Origin of the sequence: Paenibacillus sp. LjRoot153 (assembly GCF_964253085.1) — a bacterium.
Classification (GTDB): Bacteria; Bacillota; Bacilli; order Paenibacillales; family NBRC-103111; genus Paenibacillus_E.
The window spans coordinates 2,752,991-2,773,941 of the sequence record NZ_CAXUQH020000001.1 but is presented as its reverse complement, the minus strand read 5'-3'; the positions used below and the strand labels follow the sequence as shown (position 1 = coordinate 2,773,941).

General features: G+C 45.4%; 10 protein-coding genes and 2 pseudogenes. 1 reads left to right on the top strand and 11 read right to left on the bottom strand.

Annotation, left to right across the window (positions count from 1 at the left end; translation table 11 throughout):
* Positions 1–191 precede the first annotated feature (191 nt).
* Positions 192–2,705 carry a heparinase II/III domain-containing protein gene (locus ACSQ8P_RS11910; protein WP_436235361.1) on the top strand — a complete coding sequence of 838 codons (2,514 nt, stop codon included), beginning with the start codon at positions 192–194 and terminating at the stop codon, positions 2,703–2,705.
* Positions 2,706–2,747: 42 nt separating this feature from the next.
* Here ACSQ8P_RS11910 and ACSQ8P_RS11905 read toward each other — a convergent pair whose 3' ends face one another.
* The 11 genes and pseudogenes from ACSQ8P_RS11905 to ACSQ8P_RS11855 all read right to left on the bottom strand — a co-directional run.
* Positions 2,748–5,855 carry a glycoside hydrolase family 2 TIM barrel-domain containing protein gene (locus tag ACSQ8P_RS11905; protein WP_436235360.1) on the bottom strand — a complete coding sequence of 1,036 codons (3,108 nt, stop codon included), beginning with the start codon at positions 5,853–5,855 and terminating at the stop codon, positions 2,748–2,750.
* 25 nt (positions 5,856–5,880) lie between these two features.
* The gene (locus ACSQ8P_RS11900) at positions 5,881–7,491 is read right to left on the bottom strand and encodes a response regulator (RefSeq protein ID WP_436235359.1); all 1,611 of its coding nucleotides are present in this window, start codon (positions 7,489–7,491) and stop codon (positions 5,881–5,883) included.
* 7 nt (positions 7,492–7,498) lie between these two features.
* A complete protein-coding gene (locus ACSQ8P_RS11895) occupies positions 7,499–9,250 on the bottom strand; it encodes a histidine kinase (RefSeq protein ID WP_436235358.1) in 1,752 nt (583 codons plus the stop codon).
* A gap of 94 nt (positions 9,251–9,344) precedes the next feature.
* Positions 9,345–10,751 (bottom strand): ABC transporter substrate-binding protein, encoded by a 1,407-nt coding sequence (locus tag ACSQ8P_RS11890; RefSeq protein WP_436235357.1) that lies wholly within the window; start codon positions 10,749–10,751, stop codon positions 9,345–9,347.
* Positions 10,752–10,895: 144 nt separating this feature from the next.
* A complete protein-coding gene (locus ACSQ8P_RS11885; protein WP_436235356.1) occupies positions 10,896–11,756 on the bottom strand; it encodes a carbohydrate ABC transporter permease in 861 nt (286 codons plus the stop codon).
* Between the two features lie 19 nt (positions 11,757–11,775).
* The gene (locus ACSQ8P_RS11880) at positions 11,776–12,669 is read right to left on the bottom strand and encodes a carbohydrate ABC transporter permease (RefSeq protein ID WP_436235355.1); all 894 of its coding nucleotides are present in this window, start codon (positions 12,667–12,669) and stop codon (positions 11,776–11,778) included.
* A gap of 186 nt (positions 12,670–12,855) precedes the next feature.
* Entirely contained in the window at positions 12,856–16,011 is a 3,156-nt protein-coding gene (locus ACSQ8P_RS11875; protein ID WP_436235354.1) for an alpha-mannosidase, read from the bottom strand.
* 223 nt (positions 16,012–16,234) lie between these two features.
* Positions 16,235–17,665 carry a PAS domain S-box protein gene (locus ACSQ8P_RS11870; RefSeq protein ID WP_436235353.1) on the bottom strand — a complete coding sequence of 477 codons (1,431 nt, stop codon included), beginning with the start codon at positions 17,663–17,665 and terminating at the stop codon, positions 16,235–16,237.
* Positions 17,666–18,115: 450 nt separating this feature from the next.
* Complete coding sequence (locus ACSQ8P_RS11865) at positions 18,116–18,910, bottom strand: TatD family hydrolase (protein WP_436235352.1); 795 nt, start codon at positions 18,908–18,910, stop codon at positions 18,116–18,118.
* A 36-nt stretch (positions 18,911–18,946) separates the two neighbouring features.
* Positions 18,947–19,435: pseudogene (locus ACSQ8P_RS11860) on the bottom strand (AAA family ATPase); the annotation flags it as partial.
* 29 nt (positions 19,436–19,464) lie between these two features.
* Positions 19,465–20,667 (bottom strand): annotated as a pseudogene (locus tag ACSQ8P_RS11855) (RtcB family protein); the annotation flags it as partial.
* Positions 20,668–20,951 lie beyond the last annotated feature (284 nt).

Genomic DNA, 20,951 nt, shown 5'->3' with positions numbered 1-20,951 from the left:
TGTGCTTATTTTTTGGGTGAGTGTCCGTTTTTTTTGGAAAGGGTATTGAGACGCCTTGCCTCGAATGACAAAAAGAAGTTTTCAGTTGATTTCCCCCACTTCCTTATGTGGATTGTCCCTCTCTCTCGATCAAAGCCGATGTTATATTAGTAGAAGTGAACTAATTAACACATGATTGGGAGGTATATGAGATGAGAAACCACTCAAAGATAGTGACGACCACACGTCCTTTCGCCTGCTATGATGCGGGGATGCTGAAGGGCGTTCGTACCCGGATTTCCATGCAGCCTGAGCTGCAAGAGGAATATAAGCGACAGTTGATGTTGTCCGATGCCTTTGCCGAAGTGGAATTGTCTTTGCCTATTCAACGAATGAACGCTTTCCGAACGAATCCCTTTGTGTTCCAAACACCGGAGAACGCTGCACATATGAAGTTAACTTTTCACATCCGAGGAAAGGGCGAAGTTTGGATTAGACAAGTGCAGCTTACCCATTCGGAAAGAGGGTTGCCTATCCCGATCGTAAACGGCAGCTTTGATCAGGGATTAACGGGGTGGGAGACTACGTCGCCTTCCTCATCATGCTCGGCTTCCCTTGAACCATCCCAAGACCCCAGGTTCGGGCAATGTTTGTACGTGAAGAACATGTCGGATGACGACCAGGTGCTTTTGGCAATGACAGATACCATTCCGGTATATGCCCAAGAGCATTACAGCATTCAGACGACCCTTCGACTGGATGAACGCTTATCGGAGGACGGCATATACGTCGAAATCAGGTTCTTGGGAGCTGATGGTCAGCCTATGGATGAGGTATATTCTTCGCGCCCCTTTAACCGTAAGACGCCGACCAATTGGGCTGGCCTGCTGGAGACCGCTGGAGCGGATGCGGACGCATATATGGTGACGGGGGATGCGGTATACGCGGAGCGAGCCAAGCGTAAGATCCTGTACATGCTGCCAGATATGTGCCAAGGCATGGATATTTTCAAGGCGACCGGCTGGCATGACGATGATACTTACGGGGCAGTCCATATTGGACGAGGCATGGCTGTGACATCGGTCATCTACGACCAGATTGCGGACTCCGGAGTTATTCTTCCAGAGGAGGACGCAGCCATCCAGTCTCACTTCCGCTATATAGCAGCAATGATGATGGACACCGCATATTACCGTTTCGATCTGGACCAGTTTCCGGATGAAAAGGGAGGTAAACGCAGCAACTGGAACGCGGACCGTGCCACCGGCCTCGGGATCTACGCACTAATCTTCCCCGAAGAATTACTTGCCGAAGAATATCTAGAGCATGCCTGCGCTGTCGTTGATTGGCAGCTGGAACATGTCGTTGATAAGGATGGCGCGTGGCCGGAAAATATCCGTTACCATGGTGCCGTGCTGCATCGATACTTTCTGTTCTTCACGCTGCTGCAGCGACTTAAGGGGATAGACTACTGGTCCCGCGACAAGGTAAAGATGATGTATCGCTTTTTAATTAGCACAGTAACTCCGAAGGATTCCATACAAGGTGGACCGGACTCGGAGCCTAAGTTGCTGTCTCCCGCAGTTGGTGATTCTACGGTTGACGACCAGTGGTTCCGTATGTTCTCCTATGCTGCACCCTTCTATGTGAAATCAGATCCCCAGCTAAGCCGGGAAATGATGTGGGTATGGAAACACGGGGGCGGCGTGGTCCGGGATACAGGGGCTAGTCCTTGTACCCTGCTGGCCCTTCTCTACCCGCAGCCAGAGCTTCCGCGGGAAGCGCCAGCACTGACTTCTGTTCACTATTCTGGAATTGGATATGTCATCTTTCGGCAGCATTTCGGTCAATGGGGACAGGAAAACTATGCGATATTTGAGTCTTCGCCGTTAACCTATCATGCCCACCATGACGAAGGTCATTTCTCCATATGGGCGGACGCTACCCCATTGACCCTGGACCCTGGAACGGGAGGGTATTACAACGGAGACCGCCACTGGTACGTGAACGGACACGCGCATAACGTGGTTCAGTTTATGGACGAGGCAGGTATCGTGCAGAATGGCCCGCTAAAGAGTATCTGTGAGGAAGTATGCTTTTCGGACCAACTTGATTATGTCCGAAGTTTCATTCCAGATGTCAATGCCGAAGCCTACCATCGCCACTTTGCCTATGTGAAAGCCAGTGCTAATGTTTATGTGGTTTGGGACCATATCCGGAGTCAGCGGAAAAGCGTCTGGAATCTGCATACATTAAGCTCCTCCTCAGATATTGAGAAGAACCGGATCACGGCACATTCCTTAAATGAGATGAAACTGGAGGTTACTTTCTTGGAGCCAGGCAAGATCTCAGCGTCAACGTCTCATGGGGCTGTATCTGGAGCTTATCCATTAGCTACACAAGAACACTTTCGAATTACTGGTGAAAGCGGCAACGATTACCTGACTCTGCTCTTTCCGAAATCCGGCGAATCGTCCGGGCTTACCGTTCGCACTTTACCAGTAGATCCCGATTCTCCTGAACTTCGGATGTACAGAGTACTCCGAGATGAACAAACTTTGTTCCTCTTGCTGGTGAACGGCGCTGACCACTTACAAACTTTCGCATTCCAGGCAGATAGGCCGCATTTGAACCTTTTAGACAAAACATCTTGTAAGCCAGATGCCAACGGTCAATGCCACATTCAGTTGAACGGCGGCAGGCTTGCTATTCTTATTGCTATTTAAACAAACAAGGTCAATCGATATTTCATCGACTGACCTTGTTTGTTATTTATGAATAATACCTTTAAACGAAAAGCTGTATGCGTAACTACGGTTTGCATAAAGCGTAAATTCGGGATGCGTCTTCGACATCCAACTATCGTCGCCACCGACTCCCATTTGCCGGTAGTTAACTCGCAGCGCGACTTTGTCGCTAGGAGGCAGTTTATACATATGATCGTGTGCTTCTAGTTCGGACGGCGTATACGGCAGCGCGTTCAACTCCACGGCCCGAGCACCTTCAATCCGTAATCCAATACCATCGGCACGGGTCAGTTCTGCCCATCTAACATCCGTTTTGTTTCCACATTCCTGAGGGCGCAAATACGGCACATATTGGTCTTCTACCTTCCCCTGATAAATGCCCAACCTTGCACTTTCCGCACGGTCCCAATGATTTTCATGCGGGCCCTTGCCGTACCACTTCAGGTTCTCGAAGCTGGCATCCAGCTGGAACATCATGCCGATCTCCGGAATTTCCGGAAGATTATGGCCTGGCAGCAGTTCCTCTCGAATCTGAATCCCGCCATCCCCTGTCACGACATATAATAAGTTGCAGATCGAACTGCGTGTCGTTGGTAAGCTATACGTTACAGCAATTTCTACTTTATCCCCAGAACAACGAACATTCATGGCATGCAGCTTGCGCTCTTGGCCGGCTTCCTTCCAAGTCGCACTACGATCTGGCAGCTTGTTCCCTTTATCGTTGTCGATACTAGCACGCCAAAAGTTGGGCCTCGGCGCCTCTTGTATGAGCTCGACTCCTTTATACAAATAGGAGGTTAAATCACCTGTCTGCTTGCTGAAGGTCACTCTAAAATCTGAACTGAATGCCGTAATAGACGTATCCGAATCTTCCGTATGCAATGGCATAGCATCTGGAGCTTGCACAGCACGCGTCTCAACTGGCAGCAAGAACTGTTCGAACGCCACCTCATGACCGACAGGCGCCCATGCCCTATCTGCCTTCTCCACCAGTCGAACAGTTAATGTGCACTCTTCTCCATCGAATACGTCAGTAGGCAACTGATAGGGAAGAGTAATGACTTCCGCGCCCCCTGCTTCCACAGCCAGTGAAGCGTTCCCTTCCTCAACTAAAATGCCGTTCTTGGCTAATTCCCACTTACAATCATAATCGGATAAGTTCGTAAATAGAAAGTTGTTCGTTACACGGATAACGCCTTGCTGCAGATCCACTTCCTCGAACTTCACATTCTGATAGCATTTCTTCACTTCGTATAACTTTGGAGTTACACTGCGATCCGCGAAAATGAGGCCATTCCCGCAAAAGGTGCCATCGTTAGGTGTATCGCCGAAATCCCCGCCGTATGCCAGATACGAGGTACCATCTGAGGTTTTGGTGCGAATGGCTTGGTCGATCCAGTCCCAGATAAAGCCACCTTGGAGAATAGGATACTTGTCAAACAGCTCACAATATTTAAATAGATTCCCATTCGAATTCCCCATCGCATGGCTGTATTCACATAAAATGAAAGGCTTCTTGGGATTAGAACGCGCATACTCTTCGACTTTGTGAGGCAGTGTATACATTTGACTTTCCATATCTGAAGCTGCGTCAGATTTACGACAGCGTGTGACACCTTCATAATGAACCAGTCGAGTCGGGTCATTGGATCGGAAAAAGTCATGCATTTTAACAAAATTGTCTCCGCCCCAAGATTCATTTCCTAGTGACCAAATGATGATAGACGGATGATTTTTGTCTCGCTGCAGCATGGAATTAGCGCGGTCTAATACATTAGCCGTCCATTCCGGTTTACTCGCAGGGACTGTCCATCCTTCCTCTTCTTGGAAATTGGACCAACTGCCGTGCGTTTCAAGGTTCGTTTCGTCAATGACATACAGACCATATTCATCACACAAATCATACCAAAGCGGATGGTTCGGATAATGCGAGGTGCGAACTGCATTGATGTTATAGGCTTTCATCAGTTGAATATCGCGAACCATATCGTCATATTGAATGGTACGGCCCGTATCACAGTTAAACTCGTGACGATTCACACCTTTGAACAAGATGCGTTTACCATTAATCTTCATCAGCCCATCAATCAATTCAAACCTACGGAACCCGACACGGCAACTCACGGCCTCAATTAAATCCCCGGAAGTATCCTTTAGCGATAGAACCAAATAGTACAGGTAAGGGGTCTCAGCTGTCCACTTCATGGGGTTCTCCAGCTTTGTGTGAAGCTGCAGCTCCTGCTCATTCTCACCGTTTAGCTCTAAGTTCGCGGTCAATGGTGCTTGTACCAGATTGCCATCCTTATCATAAAGGCTGGCTTCCAGCGCATGCATCCCTAGCTTCTCACCGAAAGCATTCGTCACCGTTGCCTTCATTTGCAAGAGGCCGTGCTGGTACTCGTCGTCCAAATCCGCTACAACGCTGAAATCATAAATATGCGCCTTCGGCGTGCTGTATAAATAGACATCGCGGAAAATCCCGCTCATCCGCCAGAAATCCTGATCCTCCAACCAACTGGCATCGCACCAGCGATAGACCTCTACGGCCAGTTTGTTTTCGCCCTCGTGCAGATAAGGAGTCAAGTCAAATTCCGCAGGAGTAAACGAATCTTCACTGTATCCAACCAAATCCCCATTCACCCAGACGTAAAACGCTGATTCCACACCTTGGAAACTAATATAAACTGGAAGACCCTTCCAACTTTTCGGCACCGTGAATGTTCGCACATAGGAGCCAACAGGATTATACTTTGTCGGTGCAAAAGGGGGCTTGATATCCTCTTTGCCTTCCCACGGATATCTAACATTCGTGTACTGCGGGTAATCGTAACCTTGAAGCTGCCAATGTGCCGGAACTTGAATATGATCCCAGCCGCTCGTATCGTAGTCCGTTTCATAGAAATTCTTACTACGCATATCCGGGGTCTCAGCAAAGCTGAACTTCCACATGCCATTCAGTGAAACCGTGTAGTTGGATGCGCTTCTATCTCCTTTGAGCGCTTCGTCTACCGACGCAAATGGCATTAAAGTCGCATGAGCTTTCATTCGGTTTAACTGGAAGATCTCTGGATTATTGTTCCACTCGGGGTAACCGTTCTTCGGAAGTGTATATGAATATTTTTGACGCATATCGCGCACCTCATTTGTTAAATTTTCACCTTGTATACAGCTGTTTGAAATCAGACGGTGTCATACCTGTATGTTTCTTAAACAATTCACTGAAATGCCGCCTGTCTTCGTATCCAAGAGCCTGAGCAATCTCTTGTACCTGCTTTCCTTCAAGCAGCATCGCCTTCGTCTGCTCCATCCGCTCTGTTGTTACAAATTGGGTGACTGTCATCCCTGTCACCTTCTTGAACAGATTTGCAAAATAACTGCCGCTCAAATAAACCAGCTTTGCATAATCATTGACCGTCATATTGGAAGATACATTTTGACGTATATGAGCAATGACTTGCTCGACAACTTGGTTCACATCTTCGACGTGGCGTTTCTGTATGAACTCACAACCCAACCTGCACAATTCCTTGATGTTCTCTTGAAGTTCCTTCAACTTAAACGATGTTAGACTTTTGATCTGATACTGATAACGTTCAATCCCTTCCATCTCTTCGCGCGTTAGCTTCTCAGAGAAGACGCGGTTGATTAGAAAGGCGAGCTCATCACCCATGCCTTTGACTACCTCAGGAGCCGGAGGGATCGATGCATGGACGGTTTCTTCAAACAGTTCATCCACAATGCTGCACGCTTTTGGCAAGTTCCCTGACCTTAAGCAGTAAAAAAGCTCTTTCTCCTTCTCGGGGGAGTAGCGAGGTAATGTTTGATGAACTGGGCTCAAATCTCGGTAATTATAAACGGTATTGCCGCCCGTATAAAAATTATAGGAGATGGCTGCGAACGCCTGGGAATAGGAGTATGAGATCTGATGGATCTCCTGCACTTCTTCCCCAACCCCAATGGATATGGTATATCTGGAATATTTATTGACATTCTCGCGGCATCTTTCCGCAATGGTTTCTGCATGGAAGGAATCCGAAGGATTGAATATCGCTACATACCGGTTTGTATGGTCTCGGAAAACAAAACCTTTGGTGTACTCCCTCAAGCTTTCCTCCAAAATATTGTGAACGGTAAACCGGATGAGTTCTACCTCCTGAACAGGCAGCGTATCGGTTTGCTCCGTGAACTGATCGATTTCTGTCAGCATAACAACAAAACGCTCTCGCTCAAGTCCAATATTTAAAAAATCCCAACGTCTTTGCGCTTGTTCAGGGGTCGTGCGGAACTGAAGAAGCAGTTGAAAATATTCCTGCCGCAAAAATGGCAAGCTTTCCCGCAGCTTTCTTTCCATCTCACGGTAACGCTGCGTTTCATGAATTTCCTCATCAATCGACTGCTTAGCCTTTAACACGACATCGATAATTTTTTGCGGGGTATAAGGTTTTACTATATAATCGAACGCACCTAGTCGAAGCGCCTCCTGGGCGTATTCGAAATCTGTATAGCCGCTTAAAAAGACAATTTTCGTACGTGGAAACCACTCCAAAATCTGTCTAGTCATCTCCAAGCCGTCTATTTTGGGCATTCGGATATCGGTCAGAACGATGTGTGGCTCCGTTTCTTTAATAAGTGCAATGCCCTGCTCGCCATTGCTGGCCGTACCTGCGATGCCAATACCGTATGACGCCCAATCTATTTGGTTGGCAATGCCTTGCACCACGGTTTTGATATCGTCGATTACACACATTCTAAGTTCAGTCGTCACTGCTTGATCACTCGCCTGTCAATGGTATAGTTAGTTTCACCGTGGTGGAGACATAAGGCTCGCTGCTCAGACTAATATCTGCTTTATTGCCGTAGTAAAGCCGCAGTCGTCCATAAACATTGCGAAGCGCGTAGCTTTTATGGGCTGATTGCTCCCTCCGCATATCGATGTCAACAGTTGGGGCATCCATGCCTTCGCCGTTATCCTCCACTTGAAGGACCAGTTGATCTTCGGAACTTGAAATGGATATCTGAATTTTCCCCATACCATCCATACTCTGAAACCCATGCAAGATGGAGTTTTCCACCAATGGCTGCAAAATAATTTTCAAAACGGGCGTATCTAGCAAGGACTCATCCTCTAGTTCAATCGAATATTCAAACAAATCTTCGTAGCATTTCTGCTGAAGGATTAAATATTGCCTAACATGATCAATCTCCTTGGCTAAAGTGGTCATCTCGTTCCCGCCATTTAGACCAAACTGGAACAAAAGAGACAGCGACGTAATCATCTCCGTGACATCCCGGTTTTGAGACGTTTCCGACTTCCAAATAATCGTGTTCAATGTGTTATACAAGAAATGCGGATCAATTTGCGCCTGAAGGGCTTTTACTTCCATCTTGCGCTTCTCGTACTCGGCTTCCTTGACATCCTCAATAAGTGAAGAAATTTCCTCCAGCATTCGGTTAAACTTTAACCCAACCTGTGTCACCTCATCTTCATATTTACTGGTGAAACGCACATCAAGATTATTTTGTTCCACTTTTTTCATTAACCCTTGAAGTTTGTGCAGAGGCTTCAGCAGAAAACTCGATATGACATTGGATAGCACGAATGCCAAAACAGCACAGCATAACATGATCCAGAGTGTGATGGTCTTGATACGATTCACCTGATGAAGCAAATCCGACTGCGTTTGTACGCTGACCATCATCCAATTGTCCGCCATCGTGAGCCTCGAATAATTGACTAAATACTTCTTACCTGCGATGTCATGTTTGAAAAATCCGCGATCTTGGCTCTGCAGCTGCTCTAAAAAAGAAGGGTCACTTTGAAAGGGAGGCGTATGGCTGCTTAATGGAAGTACCGTTTCGCCGTTGCTAGAGATGAGATAATAGTTTGTTGACTGATCCAACAGACCATCCGTAACAACCCTGCTAATTGCATCTTCCTTCACATTAACAACAACATAGACATCACGAACATCCGCTTCCGTGACAGGCTTCATGATCAACGAAATAACCCTCGCCTTTCCTAAAAAAAGCGGATCCTCGTGATCTTCCAGCCACGCGACACGTGCTGTTGTGTTCAGATAATCGGAAAATATCGTATCCTTGAAACGTATCTGCCCGTTACGCAGATCATTCGTCGCATACATTTCGCCAACAGGCGTGTAGATCAAAACGGATTGAATCGAGGGCTCAATGAGTTTCATTTGCCCTAGAGGCGTTTGCAACGATGATAACCGTGTATAGTAGGAGGCCGAATTATTTGAAAAGACGTCTTCCATGGCATTCTTGAAGGGGTCGCTGAGCATCATCGAAGAGGTCGAGACAATGATGTGCCTGAGCTTTTCATCAAGCACACGCGCAGATTTATTCAGCGTATTCTGGCTGGAAATGAACGCTTCACTTTCTGTGGATCGAAAAGCAATCCAATAGGACATGATCCCCGTCAAGGCAATGGAGATAACTGTCAGCATCAAAACTGAGATCCTTAACCGTCTGCGGAGCGAAAGCCGATAAAACCATTTATTCAAGCTGTCTCCCCCTTCTCCGTTTTCAATAATAAGTAAGAGACGCGCTGCTTTAGGCCGCGCGCCTCTTACCTATTGTATCCATTAAGCTGTTTGACTATTTAGCAAGGCTGCCTTGCAGTTTACCCGGATCAAAGTTCGGATCCGCCTTCAACTTCGTTTCTCCCGCGGCACGCGCTTTTTCCAATGCTGTATTATAGCGAGTGGTCAAATCATTCATAATTTTGTCCAAATCTCCGCCTTCGAGCATATATTTAATAATTACGTTCCCTGTTTTCGTTCCTTCAACCTTAGTTTCTGCCACGCCAGTCGGAGTAGTTGCATATAACGCGTCGAACTTCGTAGGTAGGAAACCTTCAATACCTGGCATTGCTGGCTTTTTCGCAGCAGCATTCACATCCGCTACAATCGAGATCCCAAGGCCTTTTTCGTGATATTCCTTCTGGAAGTCCAGGTTATAGATGTATTCTAAGAATTTCCAAGCTTTAGCTTTGTTCGGAGTGTCTTTGTTAATTCCAATATAATTACCCGTATTGGCAACGGCTACAGTTCCTTGTTGTTTCCCGTCAATCGTTGGAGGCAATGCTGCGCTCCAGTTAATTTTCGTCGGGAATTGGCTTTGGTACACAGCAGGTTCACCGGAGTGGTTAAAATACATGCCGATTTTTCCAGCCGCGAATTGGGCACGAAGTGGATCAATGTCGAGAGATTCAACACCAGGCAGCATGCTGCCGTCCTGCTTCATTTGTCGAAGCGCCTCTACAATAGGCTTATAAGCAGCAAAGTCGTACTGACCCGTTTTGTAATTATAGCCATCCAACACTGACGTTCCGCTGAATGATCCAATAGGGTTGGCAATCCGTGAGAAAGCAGAGCTTGGATTTTTGAAGTTTTCCGCAAAACCGTAAGCTCCGATATCTTTGCCGGCTTCGGTAATTTTCTTGGCGTCTTCAACCATTTCCTGAATCGTTTTTGGCGGTTCTGTGATGCCGGCTTTTTTGAATAGATCAACGTTATAGATTAATCTCCAGTATTGCCCAGTGTTCGGAAGTGAATAGATTTTTCCATCGACCATATTACTTTCTTCAACAAGCAAATTGTTATAGCGTTTCTTCATATCGTCTGTCATCAAATCGTTCAGCGGCAATAGGTAGCCTTTCTTCACAAAGCCAGGGAAATCGTTGGTCCGGAAGATGTCAGGCGCTTGTTTACTTGCAAAAGCAATATCGACTGATTGGTTGAAGTTATCAGCCATAACCGTCATTTCAACTTCAATGTTGTCCTTGTTCGTCTCATTGAACTTCTTGATAACTTCCTTCATATAATCAGCGTCATGACGGTCAATCGTCCAGTAAGTAAGCTTCGTCTTCTGCCCGCTTGCTGCAGGCGAAGATGTTGCACTAGCACTATTGTTTGTAGCTTGATCCGTTTGTCCGCCACATGCTGCAAGTGAAGCTACCATTGTAACGCCAAGAAGTGTGCTCATTACTATCTTTTTACTCATGTCGTTAAACCCTCCTGTTTTCTCTTCTTATTATGTGATGCATTCATCATGTAACTGTTTTCATGATAACCCTATATCAACTGGAACCGTGAATGACAAATCAACTTTCCATGTGGGGGAAAATAACTCTTTGTTTCAGTATGGCTATCCTTTTACGCTTCCTGCCGTTACCTGGATGAACGACTTATTCGCCAACACATACACGACCAGAATGGGCAGGAATGACAAGCACGCGCCAGCCATCATGAGATGTGCCTCTGCAGCTGCGCCAATGCCGTAGCGCAAATTAGCTAGACCAACCGTCAGTGTTTGTAATTTCGGGTTCGTCATTGTGAAGACCAGTGGCAAGATATATTCATTCCAAGCGCCGCGGAACGTGAACAAGGCAGTGACGCCTAGCGCAGGACGCAATAACGGGAGAATAATCCGCCAGTAAACCGTAAAGAAATTGCAGCCGTCGATGTAGGCCGCCTCGTCCAGATCCTTAGGAATCGCCTTAAAAAAGCCGATCAACATAAAATAGATCACTGCATGCGAGCTGATCAGGATGATGATGACACCCCAAAGTGATTTGTTTAAACCAAGCTTGACCATAAGATTAAACTGCGGCATCAAGACAACGGCGCCAATCGAAATAAACATCGTACTGGCTTGTAAAGATACATACAATCGTTTGCCAGGGAACTTCGTTCTGTCCACAGCATAAGCGGACATCGTTGCAACGAGCAGAGTTCCGATCGTCACTATAATGCTTATAAAGAGGCTATTCCACGTAAACTGTGCAAAGTTAGCCTGCTTCCAGGCTGTTGCGTAGTTGGAGAACTTCCAGACGGAAGGTAAAAGAGTAGCTCCGGTTGTTAACTCTGCATTCGTTTTTACAGAGCCCAACATCGCCATAATAATTGGGAATATCGTAAAAAAGGCAATGGCGATCAAAAAAATCCATTTGATACTATGCCCAATAATTCGGTTGCCCAGGAAACCACCTGATTTCATGCTAGTCATCCTTGTATACCCTCCCTTGTTAATCCTGATTCAAACGCTTGGACATAGCGAAGTAAATAATTGTTATCCCCCCGACAATGAGTGCTGTTACGAAACCAGCAGCACTACCGTAACCAATCTGCTGTACCGTCGCGGAAGTTGCCGAGACTGGGAAGAAAAGTTTGTACACATACAGATACATGACATCGGTTTTACCGAAGGGTCCGCCCTCGGTCATGACCATAATACTTTCATACCCTTTAAGGGAGTTGATAATGGCAAGCATAACGATCATTTGCAGGACAGGTCCGAGCATCGGAATCGTAATGTACCAAAACTTTTGAACGACATTCGCTCCATCAATGGATGCACTTTCGTATAAATCATCTGGAATACCTTGCAAGCCGGCAATGAATAGGAGCATATAGTTACCGATCGCCCCCCATACAGCCATAATAATAACGGTTATCATTGCATAATCTGGCCCCAGCCAATCGATCGATTTGGAGATTAAGCCATACTTTAGCAAGAATTGATTGAGAAGTCCGTTGTACGAATTGAAAATAGTGAAAAATACGATGGCCATGACGGATGTGCTTATAATGGTCGGCATGAAATACACGGCGCGCAATAGTACTTTTCCTTTCATGCCCCGATTCAGTATAACAGCAAGGATCAGTGAAAGCGGCAGAACGATAATTAGTTTGCCACCTGCATAAATGAACGTGTTGTACACAGAATGCCAATACTCCGTATCCCGCAGCAATCTTGTAAAATTATCGATACCGATGAATTTCTCTTCGCCATAACCCTGATAATCGTAAAACATATAGCGAAGCGCCCAAACAAGCGGATAAATGCCTAGCGCCAAAGTTAAAAATAGACTTGGAAAAATAAAAACATAGGAATTGAAGAGGGAATTCCTTTTGCGCATATGTCATCTTCTCCTTAAACTTAATGTAGTTTAAGCATATTACAACCGCACTGAAAGGCGGGAGTGGTAATTCAACTGTGTCCGTATGACAAATCAACTGTCTTCCGTATAGGGGGAATGTACTGGGAATACGCATCAAATACAAACAGACCCCAAAGTGATTTGAGGTCTTGTTTGCATGTATGTTTATTTGAAATGGATAACAAATGTTCTTATCTCATAAGGCTTCATCTGAACGCCTATCTGAGCGTCGTGCTGCCGCTCTCCTTGAGGACGTTCGAGCAGGTCACATTCCTGCCAGGACACGATCCTGGCGTCGCTCAAAATATCCAACGGTCCGCCTATGCCTGCGAACTCGTGAATGCGCAAAATGACTGCATCCTGATCCTCCGCTACTTTAACGGCATCAATTATGACATGCTCACACGATAGACGGAACAAGCTGAATGACGTCTTTTCAGGCGTTCCAGACGTATACGTAAGTGGATTGTTAAGCGAATATGCGGATTGCATCGTTTTTCCATCGTACCAATCTCCAGCATGCGGAAACAGCGAATACGTGAAGTGATGCTCACCAATATCAGCCGTAGGGTCAGGAACCATCGCGGACTTGATCAGCGTTAATCTCATCACATTATCTTTGATGTCATAACCATATTTGCAATCATTTAAAAGGCTGACGCCGTATCCTCGTTCAGACAAATCAGCCCACTGATGACCAACCGTCTCAAACCGTGCATAGTCCCAGCTTGTATTCCAATGCGTAGGACGCTTCACGTTGCCGAATTGGATATCATACGTCGCTTCCGTCGCCCGAATTCGCACTGGAAATGCCACTTTCAACAGTTTACGCGGCTCATTCCAATTGACTTGCGTCTTGAAATCTATTCTGCGGCTATGCGCGTAGACCACCATATCTTGTACAACGGTAGAATCCATATAGGACCACTCGAAACGGATAATCGCTGTCAGAGCTCCCGTGTTCGTCACTTCCATCCTGGTCAAACATGACACTTCCTGCTTCTTCTCGGAATAAAAAATGTCAATATCCCACGCCTCGTGCCGACCTTTCGGCTTATCTTCAAACACATCAAATCGGTTGCCTGTCTGCCCCTCAGCGATGATTTCCCGGTTCTCAGTCCGATCATAGATTCGTTCAATCTGACCACTAGCATTCCATTCGATTTCGAAAAATGGGGTTATTAACCCATGATCCAACTGTTTGAATGGATTCTCCTTTACCTTTTGCATATGCGTATCAGCTCGATCAGCTTGACGAATCACCGTGTACCCCATCGATGGAATCTTCTCAACCTTAACCAACTGGTTACCCGCAACTAACTGAGTCTCCAGCGGACGATTTTGAGCATCCAGCCAAAGGTCTTCAACTCCTGCTTCCCCTTGTGGCAGGCATACGATATCCGTTTGCTCCCATGGAGAACTGTTGAACACCAACACTTCAAACCCCTGCTTGCCATCTGTTAAATATGAAACGGATTGATTCCACACTTGCGCTCCAATGGCATGCGCTTCACTGTATTCAACCCTGCTGTCCTCGTAGACCTCGCGAATCGACGAACCTGGGATAATGTCATGGAATTGGTTTCGTAAAATAATTTTCCAGCCTTCATATAGAAGGCGTGAGCTTTCGCCATGCGCGGCATGTGCGTTAGCATTCAAGATGCCGCTCATGACTTGCAGCCATTCCGTTTCTCTATACAGCAGCTCCAGCTTACGATTCATAAGCTTGTTATATGCTTGACTTGTATAGGTACCGCGGTGTAACTCCAGATACAACTCACCGTCCCATGTGTGCACATAGGAATTTGAATGTGATACCTGTTGTTGCAGCTCGTTAAAATAGTCATCGGCGCGCCCCGTCTTCACCGCGGGAATACCAGGTATTTGATCTAACCTGCGCCTCATCTCAAGCATTTCCCGATTTACGCCGCCTCCGCCATCGCCGAACCCATAGGCGAGCAGTAAAGACGAATTGAGCGCCTTATCACGATAGGCGTCCCAAATACCTTGCACCGAGGATGGTGTAACTCTCCCGTTGTACGTATAGTAGAAGGCCCCTTCGCTGGAGCCGGGATCTGGCGTCGTAATAAAATGGGTCAGTACTTCCGATCCATCAATCCCCCTCCACATGAACGTGTCATGAGGCATTCGATTATATTGATTCCAGCTGATTTTCGTCGTCATGAAAGTTTCAATACCGGATTTCCGCAAAATTTGCGGCAGCGCCCAGCTGTAGCCAAACACGTCAGGCAACCACAAGTACTTGCATTCAACACCGAATTCCTCGCGGAAAAATCGGGTTCCATACAAAAGCTGCCGTACAAGCGATTCCCCTGAAGCTAAGTTACAGTCAGCTTCCAGCCACATCGCACCGCCTGCTTCCCATCGTCCTTCTTTTACACGTTCCTTGATGCGTTCATAAATTTCCGGATAATCCGACTTGATATATTCATACAGCTGTGGCTGTGTTTGTAAGAAAATGTACTCCGGATACTGCTCCATCAAGCGCAACACCGTGGAAAAAGATCTCGCTGCTTTTTCCCTGGTATGCTTCAGCTGCCAGAGCCAAGCGACGTCGATATGCGTGTGCCCTATGCATTGAACGACAACGGAGTGCAGCTTCGGCATAGATGACAATGTCATTTGAAGCTCTTCCTGAGCCCTCGCCACTGAGTTGTAAAATGCATCACTCCCTGGCCTTGACCAGTCGAGTAACAGAAAAGCTCGATCCAGCATAGACAGCAGTTCGTGCCGTTCCGGACGACGTTCATCCAAAATGCGAATCGTTTCCAGCAATGCTTTGCCCGTGTAGTACAGATCGTCGCAAGCTTCATCCAGCCAGCACACAGCTGCCAATTCCAGCCTACTTTCCATTTCACGGGAGCTTTGGTAACCGCCTAATCCAGACCACAAGCGGAAACGAAGCTGCACCTCGGAACCAATCACTTCTTCAGGAAAAAATACTTCGTCATGATTCGAGTCCACTCCCTGATACGGGTCCCCGTTCATAAAAAGAAGCGATTCGAAACCGCTGTTCGTTCCTTCACCAGTTTGTCCCAGCTTAAACCGGCCGAGCACTTTCCTGCCTTTCCACTCAGCGGGAATGAACAAATCCGCGGCTAGCCAGTAGTAAACATCGCGGCCCTTCCAACGGTCTCCTATTCGAATGTTATTCCACTCGCCGTCTTCTGAAGGATAGGCTCCGATGACGCCATCGGCATCAAGTTTAATTCGAAAAGTATCTATAACCCTTTCACCACGATAGCGAAAAGGTTCCAGTTCATTGATACGCGCTTGCAACTTCTCCACAGTCCAAAACATTACAATACTCCCTTCAATCCATTGACGTTGCTACTGTCATATGAATTAACCATTATCCTGACGCTTATTAAGATTCTATCTTTCAGAGATAGTTATGAATATTGTAATGGATAACAACCTTAACGCGTGATAGGTAAACTAACGATTCATACGGGGTAAATTCATTTTTATTAGGTAAATAAAAATGAACCTACACATAATATGGTTAGGTTCATTTATGTTTTTATATTTGATAAATTGAATTAACTATAGGCAGTTCTATTTCAACCGTTGTACCCTGATTAATTTTGCTCAGAATGGACAATTTGCCTCCATGTCCTTCAACAATACGTTTGCAAACCATTAGTCCTAAACCGGTTCCATTAGCCTTTGTAGTGAAAAATGGTTCCCCTAATTGGGTTAACCTTTCTTCAGAAATACCTATTCCTTGATCTTTGACACTAATAACCAAAAACTGATTTAAAGAAGATCTGAATGATATTTGTATCACTCCCCCGCTAACCATAGACTCAATCGCATTCTTCAACACGTTTATTAATACTTGTTTGATTTGGTCCGGTATACAATATATTATAGGAATTTCTTGATCCATTTCCAATTGTATTTGAACGTTATACAGATGAGCATGTGGTTTTAAAAAACCAATTACACTTTGAACAAGCTCAAGAACCTTACTCTCTATGAAGTAATTCAGATGTGGCTTTGCTAGCGTCATAAATTCATTGACTACATAATTAATATGTTCAAGTTCTTCCATCATAACATCAACATAGTCTGTATTTTTTGATTTTAATAAATGTACAAAACCCTTCAAGGAAGTCAATGGATTGCGTATATCATGGGCTATACCAGCAGCCAATTGACCAATGAGCGACAGCTTCTCAGATCTAATAATCGCTTCTTCAGACTTTTTACGCTCAGTGAGATCACGAATCACGCTCTGTACGACAGGATTTCCCATATTTTTATAGACATAAGTGGAAGATATTTCTGCATCAAAAAAAGTTCCGTCTAACTTTCGCATCTTTCTCTCAATAAATTCACTATAACCATCCAGATCCGCCTGCATGACCTGCTGAAGTCGCGCTTTAATGAGGTGCTTATCATTTGGGCAGAAAAAATCATAGATGGATCTTCCTTTGAACTCGTCGGATGAAGCACCACCAAAAAGCTTACAACAAGCATCATTCGCAAACTGGATGAACCCATCCATATGTAGTGCAATGGGTTCAGGATTAAGTTTAAGCAACTTTCTAAACTGTTTTTCTCTTTCTAAAAGTTCCTCTTCCGCTTTTTTCTTTTCACTAATGTCCCTTTCCACACCGACAAATCCAATAACCAAACCTTCTGTATTTTTCACTGGTGAAACTGTTACACTCGCATAAAAGGCAGATCCGTCTTTTCTTAGTTTTAACGCTTCGAAATTCTTGATTTGCTCGCCGTTTATTAATGATTGATATAGTCGAAGCGCATCTGCTTTATAATGTTCAGGAACCATCGGCAATACTTTCCCGATAACTTCTTCCCTAGTCCAGCCATGTAACTCTTCAAATTTCTTATTAACCTCTAATACAGAACCATTTACATCAACGATTACAATACCATCGGAGGTTAAGTTCATTAAGGAATCTATTAAGTATTCTTTAAGTCTCATAAGTAAACGTCCCCTAATTTATATAAATGATTTAGGTGTTTATTCGTCTCCGATTGGTAAAATCCTCTTAATGATCACAATTCTTATACTCGGTGAATCAAATATCATTATCAAAATGTTTAAGATCATTAACAGATACATACATAAGCGTCAAACTCAATAGGCGGTTCTTACCTCTTGATCACTGGGAGCTTTCTTTCTGCGAATTATACCATCATTCATTTTTAGTATTTGATGAAATGTTAAGATTATAGAATGATACTTAGTGTGCTTTAAAATGACCTGAACGATTTTATTTTGCAAGTAAATAACATTAGTTCAAGTCGCTATACATCAAAAAGCCCTACGATTTCTCGTAGGGCTACACCAGAAAATATCCATGATCTCCACGCCATACGCTTCTCCCACGAAAACAAAACGGGTCCAAAGAGGAAGTCCTCACAAATTAATTCAATTTAATCCAAAAAAAACCTTTGTTGTTTGTGCAGTTGAATCCGCAACTTCCTGGGCAGTTATACCAAGGCATACAGCAACTGTCGCTGCGATGTGCGGAAGAAAAACAGGCTCATTCCGGCCATCCTGCGGCTTTACGGGCAAATCCCGCGGTGTAAGAAATGGGGCATCTGTTTCTAGCATCAAACGATCTAGCGGTATTTTCTTCACAAGCTCACGCAGGTGTTTGCCTCTCCGTTCATCGCAGATCCAGCCTGTAATTCCGATATAAAATCCTAACTGCAGATAAACCTGAAGCTCTTGTAGAGAACCCGTAAAGCAATGCACAACAGCCTTATTCATTGAACCGACATATGGCTTCATGATACGAATGAAATCGTAATGAGCTTCTCGCTCATGGAGGAAAAGCGGCATTTGCATCTCGCAGGCCAGCTTAATCTGTTCCTCAAACCATTTCCGCTGTACATCGCGAGGTGAGAAATCACGATTATAGTCAAGTCCACATTCACCTATAGCAACCACTTGAGGCAGCTTCGCCAATTGTCGCAGCTTATCAATCGTGTGCTCCTTGCAATTGCGCGTGTCGTGCGGATGTACCCCTGCCGTTGCAAATAATTTCCTAGGAAATTTTCCTGCATATCGTGACGCTTCATCGCTGCTTCTTAGGCTTGTGCCAGTCAAGAGGAGTGGGCTCACTCCCGCCGCAAGCGCCCTCGCAACCACACCGTCGCGGTCTTGATCAAAAGATCGATGCATTAAATTAACACCAATGTCGATGAGTTGATTAGTCATTGTGCTGCACCTCCATTAAATTTAATATCACATTTCTTAACTAACCAAAAAACCAACCCTCACATCCGCATCCTCTTTCATCCATGACATCGTCTGCCCTTTGTGCAGATCTGACTTCATCGATTTCACCAACTTCTCGATATCCACGTTTTGCTCATAATGCCAATGAAGTGCAGCAGATACGTACAATTCATTTAACTGGGCAAAAGTAAACCCTTCTGTTTGCTTCGCCGTCGAGAGAATCAACTCTTCATTCAAGAGCTTCCCTATCCCCTTTTGCTCCAAATAGATCTGTCTCAACTCCAGGTCTGGAAGCTTGATTTCGTAAGCACGATCGAATCTCCCTGCCCGGTTCATTAGTGCCGGATCAATTTACTCGGGATAGTTCGTTGTCCCAATGAGGAATATCCCTTCTTTGGAAGTCGCACCATCCAATATGTTTAAAAAGTACGACCTTGCCCGCTGTGGCATTGCATCGATATCTTCAATCTCCGACCTAACCGGAGCTGTTACTGCCGCTGTTTCTTCATTTATTTTTATACTCTGTACATGTTTCATTTAGCACCTTTTACTGCCGCCATAGGTTTACATTTAGCTACAACTTTAGCCAATCCCGCTCCAACGACACTTTCAATAATTTGATCAACATCTTTGTAAGCTTGCGGCGATTCATCTAGAATCGACTCTAACGACCTTTGGTTTACGACTATTTCCTCATCCGTGCCCACTCGCATGGAAGAGGCAAATTCATTCAGCGTTATCAATCTTTTCGTGGCACTACGTGAGCGAATTCGCCCTGCTCCATGACAGATGGAGTGAAAGTTGTCTTTGCCATCCGGTGCTCCTACCATGATATAGGAGGCCGTACCCATTGAACCCGGAATCAGTGCTGGGTGCCCCGTTGTTAGATAGGGCTGCGGATCGCTTGGATGGCCTGCCGGAAGCGACCTCGTCGCCCCTTTGCGATGAACAAAATAGGACTGCCCTTCATGCTTTTCCTCCCACGCATAGTTATGCATAAGATCGTATAACGTGGTCATTTCAAACTTCGAGCCGAACACATCTTTACAAGCCTCACGGATGGCATAAGCAATAAGATGGCGATTAACGACCGCATAATTGAGCGCTGAATACATTAGATTGACATAAGTCTGGGCTGCTGGATGTTCTAAAGGCGCAAATAGCAGCTTAGGATCAACCGTTCCTAATCCGTTCATCCGCATCACCTTCAACATGTCACTGCTGCAAGTTTGACTTACAGATCCACCCCATGCACGCGACCCCGAGTGAATCATAATGACCACTTGACCATCAAAAAGTCCCCAGGCTTCAGCCACCTCCCGGTTATCTTCCGCAATTTCTATCGACTGAATCTCCGCAAAATGGTTCCCATTCCCAAGCGTCCCAAGCTGACGATGCGACTGATGCCAAACATGGCTTGGAAATCGATTCAATGCATTTTCATCCAATGTAAATTTACTGCTCTCTACATGCGTAAGCGATGTTGCCTTTCGAGGCGTATAGCCGTCAGGAATGTACTTCTTTGGAAGTCCATGCAGTCCTTTGGTGACGATGTGTTCCAATCGAATGTCAGAGAAATGTCCACGTGCGTGATCCTCAACGGGTAAATACTTCTCGATCGTCTTCACCAGTTTGCGGCGCAGCTTCACATCCTTCAATTCATCCTTATGCAAATTCGTCATATGCACGCGCATGCCACAGCCGATATCGCTTCCGACAATAGACGGTGATACATATAATTTTCTTTCATTCGTTTTGTTCCTCTTTTTTAGTTATGTGGACGCAAAAAAGCCATAGACCAACATCGTCTACGGCTTTATCATGTCAAATTTAAACGAGGCTAACTCCAAGAGTAGCTACGTATTCGTCACAAGTCCGGTTGAGACCGATGGTTTGAAATGCTTTTCAATTGTCAGGTTATTCATAGAAATTTGATTGCGAATCATATCGTCGGCCTCCTTTCCATTCATTTACAAACATCATACGAGTTGAACCCAAGAACTGTCAATCCGTTTGCGGC